The sequence below is a fragment of the Flavitalea flava genome (genome assembly GCF_054461575.1).
Window position 1 is genome coordinate 21,887 of sequence record NZ_JBTLQH010000062.1, and the last position, 8,322, is coordinate 30,208.

An 8,322-nucleotide genomic window follows, 5' to 3' on the forward strand; every position below is an offset into this window, starting at 1 on the left:
TGGTTGAAAATGCGGTTAACGGTAAAGATAACTCAGGGGAAGGGGAAAATGTTCACTTGATGATCTGGCCCTTGTAATATTTTGACAGGAAAAAAGCCAGGTCCTCTTTATAACCAATGCCCGAAGCTTCGAATTTCCATTTGCCATCTCTTCTATAAAGTCTTCCGAATTCAACGGCTGTTTCAATCGAAAAATCTTCTCCCAGCTCATATTTAGCGAACTCAGTCCCGTTGACCTCATCAACGATACGGATATAAGAGTTGCGAACCTGTCCGTAATTCTGTCTTCTGGGTATGGCCTCATGGATCGTTACTACAAATAAGATTTCCTGGATCCTGGCATCCACCTTTGACAGATCGACTTTAATGGACTCGTCATCTGATCCGTCGCTGTGTTTTCCGTCAGGGTCGTCCCCTGTATGCATAAGTGCTCCATCGGGAGAGTAGAGGTTGTTGAAGAATACAAAAAAATTATCGGAGGGGAGCAAACGATTCGGGTCTATCATGAAGGCGGAGGCGTCCAGATCGAAGTCGTAACCAGTTCCCTCATTGGGGTCCCAGCCAAGCCCTACGCTGATTTTGGAAAGGCCAATATCGATTTTCTGACCTTTCTGAAGATTAATAGCCATTTGGATGATTTTTGGATTTGAAAGATAGACAGAAAAATTTATATGGCCTGGGTTAGTAATATAAAGAGGGTGCCTCCAATTACTTTGGAGAACACCCTCTTTTGTTGCAGAATGGGTAGGTTTATTTATACCCCTGGTTTTGGGTTAAGGTGGCTTTGCCGTTTTTTTCCGTCAGATCGATCTGGCCCAATGGTATGGGGAAATATTCATTTTTATTCGCCGTAAATTTCGCCGAATGAAGATCCGTTGTATATTGGGATTCGTACTGAAAGAAATTATTAAGGGCGGTTGCCGCCTGTCCCCATCTTACGAGATCAAAGTAACGGTAACCTTCCATACCTAATTCAAGCTTACGCTCAAAATAAATGGCCTTCAGAGCGAAATCCTGGCTGGCAAAGGCCCCTGGATCGTAGGGGGAAATCTTGTAGTTGGCCGCAAGTGTGTTGGAGAATCCTTTGGAAGGATCCAAATCATCTACATAGCTATGGACCCAGGTGGTTTTATCGGCCATCCGGAGACGGACCCGGTTGACATAAGCTTCCGCATCGTCGAATTGATTCAGCTGCGCTTTTACTTCGGCCGCCATCAGCAATACATCGGCAAAACGGATAATAAATACGTTTATGGATGATCCCGGCGCCCATTGGGAATTATCTCCATCAGTCGTGGCATCTGCATTCCAATAAACGTTTTTGATTGGCGAGAACGGACCGGCATACCCCTGGGCTCTTATCCAGTCATTGCCGGGGTGCAGGCCATAGTCGAGATAAGGAATTCCTCTTCTGCCTACGGTCCAGTCCAGGCGGGGGTCAAGGTTGCCTGCATCGGGAGTAAATGCGTCCGTTGAGAGCAGACCCTGGTCATTGGTCACTGCATGAGAATTATAATCATCCAGATATGGAAGACCATTGGCATCTGTGCGGAAGGAGTTTACCAGGTCGATGGACGGCTGGAAAAAACCGCAGCAACCGAATGGGTAACTGGTGGCCGTATAAGGGAAATTCAGCATATCGCCCTGGTTGCTGTTGGCTATGTTACCGGTGCCGACATTGGCAGCCATTTCCACGACAAAGATGGCTTCCGGATTAGCTGTCTCCTGAGAAGGGCGTCGATTGTCCTCAAAGACCGGGTTAAGGTCATAGGCGATCCCGTTAGGCGTCTGCCCGTTGTTGATCACATCGGTGAAAATGGGATCTGCTTCCGTATACTTCTTTTCGTAAAGATAGGTCTTGGCCAGGTATGCGCCGGCTGCCCATTTGTTGGCCCTGCCGATATCGCTCTGGGATGCGGGAAGACTATCATAGGCGAATTGAAAATCGGCTTCGATCTTAGGCCAGATATCCATCGTATTGGGCTGCAAAAGATCGACCGTGGTTTCATCGATCCAGGGCAGGTTATTGAACATTTTTTTCAGTTCGAAATAATAATGTCCGCGCAGGAACCTGGCCTGGGCCTTTGTATTGATCAACTCGTCCCTGGTCATGTTAATTACCTTCGGCAGCACGCGCAGCACATTATTACAACGCGTTATGCCTTCGTATACTGCTTTCCAACGATCATTGATCAGGTCATTACCGGGACTGATGGTAAAGGTGGCTACCGGGACCATGCTGATCTGGTCACCGCCATCGCTTCCTTTATGGGCGTCTCCGCCGGCCACGCTGCCCCATAACCAGTTGCTGGGCGAACAGGCCCAGGCATTGCCGCCTCCAAGGCTTTGAATATTACCGGCATCGGCATCATAATCCTGACCGGCCAGGGCTGCATAAGCGCCTACAAGAAGGACATTGACACCTACCTTATTGGCCAGGGCGGAAGTATCCACCGTTCCCTGTGGAAGCCGGGTGAGGAAGGTCTTTTTACAGGAATTAAATACCCCTGATAGCAGAAGTATGAAGCAGGGAATCAGTATGCTTAATTTTTTCATTGTTTTCAATTTTAGGATGACCATTAAAATTTAACGTTAACGCCAACCAATACCTGACGTGCACTGGGATAGGATCCTTCGTCGATGCCGAATTCCTGAACACCTTTTGTACCATTAATTTCCGGGTCGGGACCGGAATATTTGGTAATGGTGAAAAGGTTGGTAACCTGTGCGTACAAACGGAAACTTTCAATCCCTATTTTTTGCAGCATCGTCTTCGGGAAGGTATAACCCAGCATAAGATTCTTTGCTCTCAGGTAAGATCCGTTCTCGATATAATAGGAATTTGGCGATCCGTTCGTACTGGCATATCCGGCAGTCTCCTGCAGTGGAGCCTTGGCATTGTGATTGGTAGGTGTCCAGGAATTGAACAGTGCCGTCTTGCTTTTGCCGGTAGTAAAAGACGGGTAGAAATCCGTCCACCAGAGAACCTGGTTCCAAAGCTGGCCCCCTTGTGATCCATAGAGAAATATACTAAGGTCAAAACTCTTGTATGTCGCGCCGAGGTTGATTCCGTAGGTATATTTTGGGTTTGGATTGCCAATCAGGGTCCGGTCGTTATCATCAATCTGGCCGTCTTTATTTACATCCGTATAACGGAATCTTCCTACTCCGGCATCTGCCTGATAAACGGCATCCGGGTTGCCGGAACTTTGCTGAACACCTGCATCCGCCTGGGATATCGCATCCGCATCATTCCAGAAACCGCCGATTTTATAACCATAGAAGGAACCTACTGCACTTCCTACCTGGTTGCGAACGAATTTGGAACCAAAATCCCTGCCATCACCGGAAAGAAAATAACTCGTGGTAGTGGTTACCCTGGTGATTTTGTTATTATAGGTGGTCAGGGTAAGGGTAGCATCCAGTTTCAGGTCTTTGCTGACCTGTTTGTTGGCACTAAGGGTAATATCTACGCCGTTATTTTTGGAACTGGCTACATTTTGATAGGCAGGCACCCCTCTTCCGAAGGTGCCGGGTAATTCGGCATTAAAAAGCATATCGGTTATTTTCTTCTGATAATAATCGGCGGAAATACTGATCGCTCCTCTGAATAGTGTGGCGTCAAAACCGATATTGGTATTTCCGTCCTTTTCCCATTTGGCATCCGGATTGCCGATCTGCCCAACCTGGACGCCTTGTTGAATACCCGTGTTACTACCAGTGATATCATAGAAGGAAGAGTTCTTGTTCTGCGTAAAGGTGGAATAACCATTCGTGGTTTGCAGATTGATCTGGTTACCCATGACACCCCAGCCTCCACGGATTTTCAGATCGGTCAGCCAGGGAAGATTCTGCAGGAAAGATTCCTGCGAGATACGCCAGGCAGCCGTAACAGCAGGGAACCAGCCATATTGGTAGGTCAGGAACTTGGAAGACCCATCTCTGCGGACGGTACCGCTGATCAGGTATTTATCTTTATATCCGTAATCAAGACGGCCAAATTGCGACCATAATGACTCGGCAGATCTCGTGCTGAAATTGGTCACGGTTCCTGAACCGCTGGTAAGGGTCACATAATTGGGGTCAAAACTCAGATACCCATAAGTGGTGCCGCCAACTGTCTGATCATGGGCTTCGATAGCCTCGGTTCCTAAAAGGATTTGTATAGAATGGTCATCATGAATGACTTTACGGTAATTCACCGTATTTGTCCAGGTATAGCTTGTGTTATAAAATGAATTTTCAGCATAGTTGTTAGTGGTCGTATTTTCCTGGTTCTCGTAAGTTGGGAACACAAAATTGTGAGAATACCCGGAGCTGATCTCTCCTCCAAAACTGGTACGGAAGGTCAGGTCTTTCATAATATCGACTTCCGCAAACAGATTCCCGAATAAACGGTTGGCGATGGTTTTATCATTGGATTTCCTTTTCTGTGTAGCCACAGGATTGGGTGCGTCCCCCAACTGGCCGCCAAAGTTACCTGCATAATTTCCCTTGATATCATATACGGGTATCAGCGGCTCTTGCCGGAAGGCGAAACCGATAGCGCTGCCGCTGGTAAGATTGTCTACCTTGGGGTTCTGTGATATGGAATAGGCAAGGTTCTCACCGATACGGATACTTTTGGAAACATTAAAGGTTGTATTGGCTCTCAGGGTATACCTTTTTATATAAGTGTTGATTACATTTCCCTGCTGATTGAAGTAATTTACCGACAGCAGATATTTTGCTTTATCGGATGCGCCGCTGACGCTCAGGTTATGACTGGTGATAGGAGCGTTCTTGAAAAGTTCATGATACCAGTCGGTCCCGCTTTTATTAGCTCTGACGATACGACGGAAATCAGCCAGCTCGGCCGGGTCCGTATAATTGGGGTTTACGTAATAGGTGGAAGGATCGACCGAAGGATCTCCTTCATGAGCACCGACGGGAAAAATATAATCGGGTAAAATCGGAGTAGCACCATTGCCATAGAGCGGATCCGAGGAGATCGGGGTGGTACTGTTGGCATTTGCATTGTATTTGAGTTGGGCCTGATCCTGTGGATTCAGGGTATGGAATATATTTCCCCCTCTTGGGATCTGTCTGCCATAATACGCGTCGTAGGTGACGACAGGTTTGCCGATCTTTCCCTTTTTGGTCGTGATAATGATCACGCCGTTGGATGCCCTGGATCCGTATATGGATGCTGCTCCGGCATCTTTCAGTATCTGTATGGAGGCTACATCATTAGAGTTGATATCCGCGATGGTGGTGGTAGGCGTTCCATCCACTACGAACAGCGGTGTATTGTCGCCGAAGGTATTGATTCCGCGTATCCTGATCTGGGGTTCTTCGCCGGGCTGACCGGATCCGATCACTGTAACTCCTGCTGCCTGACCCTGCAGCTGGTTCTCGATCTGGCTGCTGGGCTGTTTGTTCAGATCCCCCACATTTACCACCGTAACCGATCCTGTCAGATCTTTCTTTTTTTGTGCGGTATAACCGGTTACGACCACCTCATCGAGGCTGGACGTTCTTTCATTCAGGGATACGACCGCCTTGTCCGTAGTAGTGATGTTAACCTCAGTCGTTTCAAAACCAACAGAAGAAAAAATTAGCGTGTTCCTGCCGGTTGGGACGGTAATGACAAACTCACCATTTGGTAAAGTGGCGGAACTCACCTTCGTTCCTTTTACGATAACAGTTACTGAGCCCAGTGGCTGTTTGTCTTTGCCATTGATCACCGTTCCTGTCACTTTTTTTTGTGCTAAGGCTACGGTGGTGATACAAAGCGTAAAGAGAATAATAATACAGGATCGTTGGATCCAGCCATTCAGTTTCCTTTTCATAAGCTTTAGTTTTAGTAAATAATAATGAATCAAAATGCTAAAAATTCAAGGTCTTTATAACAAAGGCCTTCGTCTCCTGTGAATTCATGGGGTAGAATTACAAAAAGGTAAAAGGGTTAAAAAGGGTAGGTAGTACTGGAGGTACGGGTAGGTACGGGCAGGAAAAAAATCAGTTTTGTAAAACGGCTTCCCCAAAATTTTCCATGACCAGGGCTGCGGCAGCGATCAGGCTGGAATCATGCCCCAGTTGTGAGACTTTTACATCGGTATGCTCGGCAAGCCTGGGAATACAATATTTGTTTAATGCCTGTTGAATGGGCGTTATCAGTATTTTTCCCACTTCTGCCCCTCTTCCGCTCAGTACGATCAATTCAGGATTAACGATATGAATAAGAATGGCTATGGCCTTTCCGATTTTTGTTCCCATATCCGATAATAATTCAATGGCATATTGGTCGCCTTTGTTTGCGGCAGCCATGATCGATTCGCTCATTTGTTCCGGGTTGTCATTTGGCCGCAGGCTGGAAACCTTTCCTTTTTTGATCTCATCCATTGCTTTTTGGGCTACCACCCGGAGTGTGGCCTCGGTTTCCAGGCAGCCCCGCTTGCCGCATTCACAAAGGGTATTGCTATCTGAAATGGGAATATGGCTCAGTTCGCCGGCATAACCGGTATGTCCCCCGAACAGTGTACCGTTTACGATCATCCCAAGGCCGATTCCCCATCCGATATTGATGACCATAACGTTTTCATGGCCTTTTGCCAATCCAATCTTTAATTCCGCCAAAGCAATCACGCTGGAGTCATTTTCAATGTAAACCGGAATATGTAATTGCCGTTCGAGATAAGCACGCAAACTTTCATTGCTATGCGTCGCTAAGTAGGAATAGTTGATGCCAAAGGTGGTATTTACAAATCCCGGCATGCCGATCCCTACGCCGATTAATTTTTTGCGGTCGGGGCCCAGGCTCGCTATGATCTTGTTAATGCTATCTGTCAGTATGGTCAGGGCATCCTCATTATTCAACAATTTTAATTCGATCGTTTCGATGGGGAGTACATAATGATTGGAAAGATCCAGTACGGCGATCCTGGTATATAACTGGTCCATGGCAACCGCCATTATATACATATTTTCCGGTTTGAGGGAATAGACCAGGGGAGGTCTGCCGCCATTGGAAGGTGCATATCCTTTTTCCAAAACATACCCGGATTCTATCAGTTCATTCAATGATTTTGAAACATGCGGTATGCTTTTGCCTAATTCTTCACTCAAACTGCTGCAAGAAGAAGTTGGTGAAAAATATAACTGCCGGACAATCCGGTATTTTAAATAGCTGGTAAAGGGAATGGTCTGAGTGGCTATCATTCCAAAAGCGTTAGTTTATTAATGGTTTATAAACTTAGTAAATATTTTAATAAGTAGCACTTTTTATTTTAACTTTTTGTTAAGCTTTTTAAATTATTTTCTTTCCCCTTCGTTGAAAGTGATAATTTACAAGGAGTTAGGGCAAGAAAAATTATTTTCAATTAGATTTGGGTTAGCCAGCCAAAAGCCTTTAATCACTGCCCATCTTTTTTTAACAGGCAAAAAACCGTAAAAGAGCTCCATGAAAGTGTTGATATACAATAATTATGAAGAAATGTCTAAGGCGGTTGCGGATGTAATTGCCGCACAGATCAGGGGCAAACCGGATTCTTTTTTATGTTTTCCTTCGGGTCAGTCACCTACCGGGATATTAAAGTACCTGGTTCAGTTTGCCAGAGAAGGTACCCTCGATTTTTCCCATTGTAGTTTTGCGGGTCTGGATGAATGGGTGGGGATGGATGGAAAAGATGATGGCAGCTGCCGGCATTATATGGACGTAAACCTGTTTATACCGCTGGGGATCAAACCGGAGAAGATCCTGTTCTTCGATGCGCTTGCCGGTGATCTTGACAAGGAATGTAAAAGAATGGACAGCCTTATACGCGAAAAAGGAACCATAGATATCATGATGGTAGGTGTGGGAATGAACGGACATATCGGGTTAAATGAACCCGGTGTGGATGTAGATCTTTATGCACACCATACTGTCCTGGACGCCTTAACCATACAGATAGCGCAAAAGTATTTCAAAAGGGAAACGACCCTTCATGAAGGAATTACACTGGGACTCCGGCACCTCCGGGAAGCAGATAAGGCGATCCTGATCGCTGCCGGTGATAAAAAGGCGGGTATCATAGCCCGGGCATTGGAGGGAAAGGTATCCAGGGAGGTGCCTGCTTCGATCATACAAACCATACCGGAAGGACTCGTATTCCTGGATCGGGAAGCCGCTTCGTGGCTCAGGACTTCTGGATAAAGACTTCCGATTAATTCCGAGTATTCAGCCAAACCACTTTCTGCTCCGATAAATTCGGCTGCCCGATTATATCTCTGTATAGCTCAGGTTTTCTGGCTTTTTTATAACGGTAGCCCCCTGCCTTTTCCAGTTTATCCGGAGTAAGGG

At 46.3% G+C, this 8,322-nt stretch carries 5 protein-coding genes; 1 reads left to right on the top strand and 4 read right to left on the bottom strand.

The genetic code is table 11. The annotated features are described in order from the left end of the window. Window positions 1-52: 52 nt before the first annotated feature. From ACX0G9_RS29235 to ACX0G9_RS29250, 4 genes are all read right to left on the bottom strand, one after another. Window positions 53-628 (bottom strand): TerD family protein, encoded by a 576-nt coding sequence (locus ACX0G9_RS29235; protein WP_459068532.1) that lies wholly within the window; start codon window positions 626-628, stop codon window positions 53-55. 121 nt (window positions 629-749) lie between these two features. Continuing rightward, complete coding sequence (locus tag ACX0G9_RS29240) at window positions 750-2,555, bottom strand: RagB/SusD family nutrient uptake outer membrane protein (protein WP_459068533.1); 1,806 nt, start codon at window positions 2,553-2,555, stop codon at window positions 750-752. 23 nt (window positions 2,556-2,578) lie between these two features. Then, complete coding sequence (locus tag ACX0G9_RS29245) at window positions 2,579-5,830, bottom strand: SusC/RagA family TonB-linked outer membrane protein (RefSeq protein WP_459068534.1); 3,252 nt, start codon at window positions 5,828-5,830, stop codon at window positions 2,579-2,581. A 169-nt stretch (window positions 5,831-5,999) separates the two neighbouring features. Then, window positions 6,000-7,199 carry an ROK family protein gene (locus ACX0G9_RS29250; protein WP_459068535.1) on the bottom strand — a complete coding sequence of 400 codons (1,200 nt, stop codon included), beginning with the start codon at window positions 7,197-7,199 and terminating at the stop codon, window positions 6,000-6,002. A gap of 241 nt (window positions 7,200-7,440) precedes the next feature. Here ACX0G9_RS29250 and ACX0G9_RS29255 point away from each other — a divergent pair, with 241 nt between their 5' ends. Beyond that, window positions 7,441-8,175: a 6-phosphogluconolactonase gene (locus tag ACX0G9_RS29255; protein WP_459068536.1), complete on the top strand. Its 735-nt coding sequence runs from the start codon at window positions 7,441-7,443 to the stop codon at window positions 8,173-8,175. The last annotated feature ends 147 nt before the right edge of the window (window positions 8,176-8,322 follow it).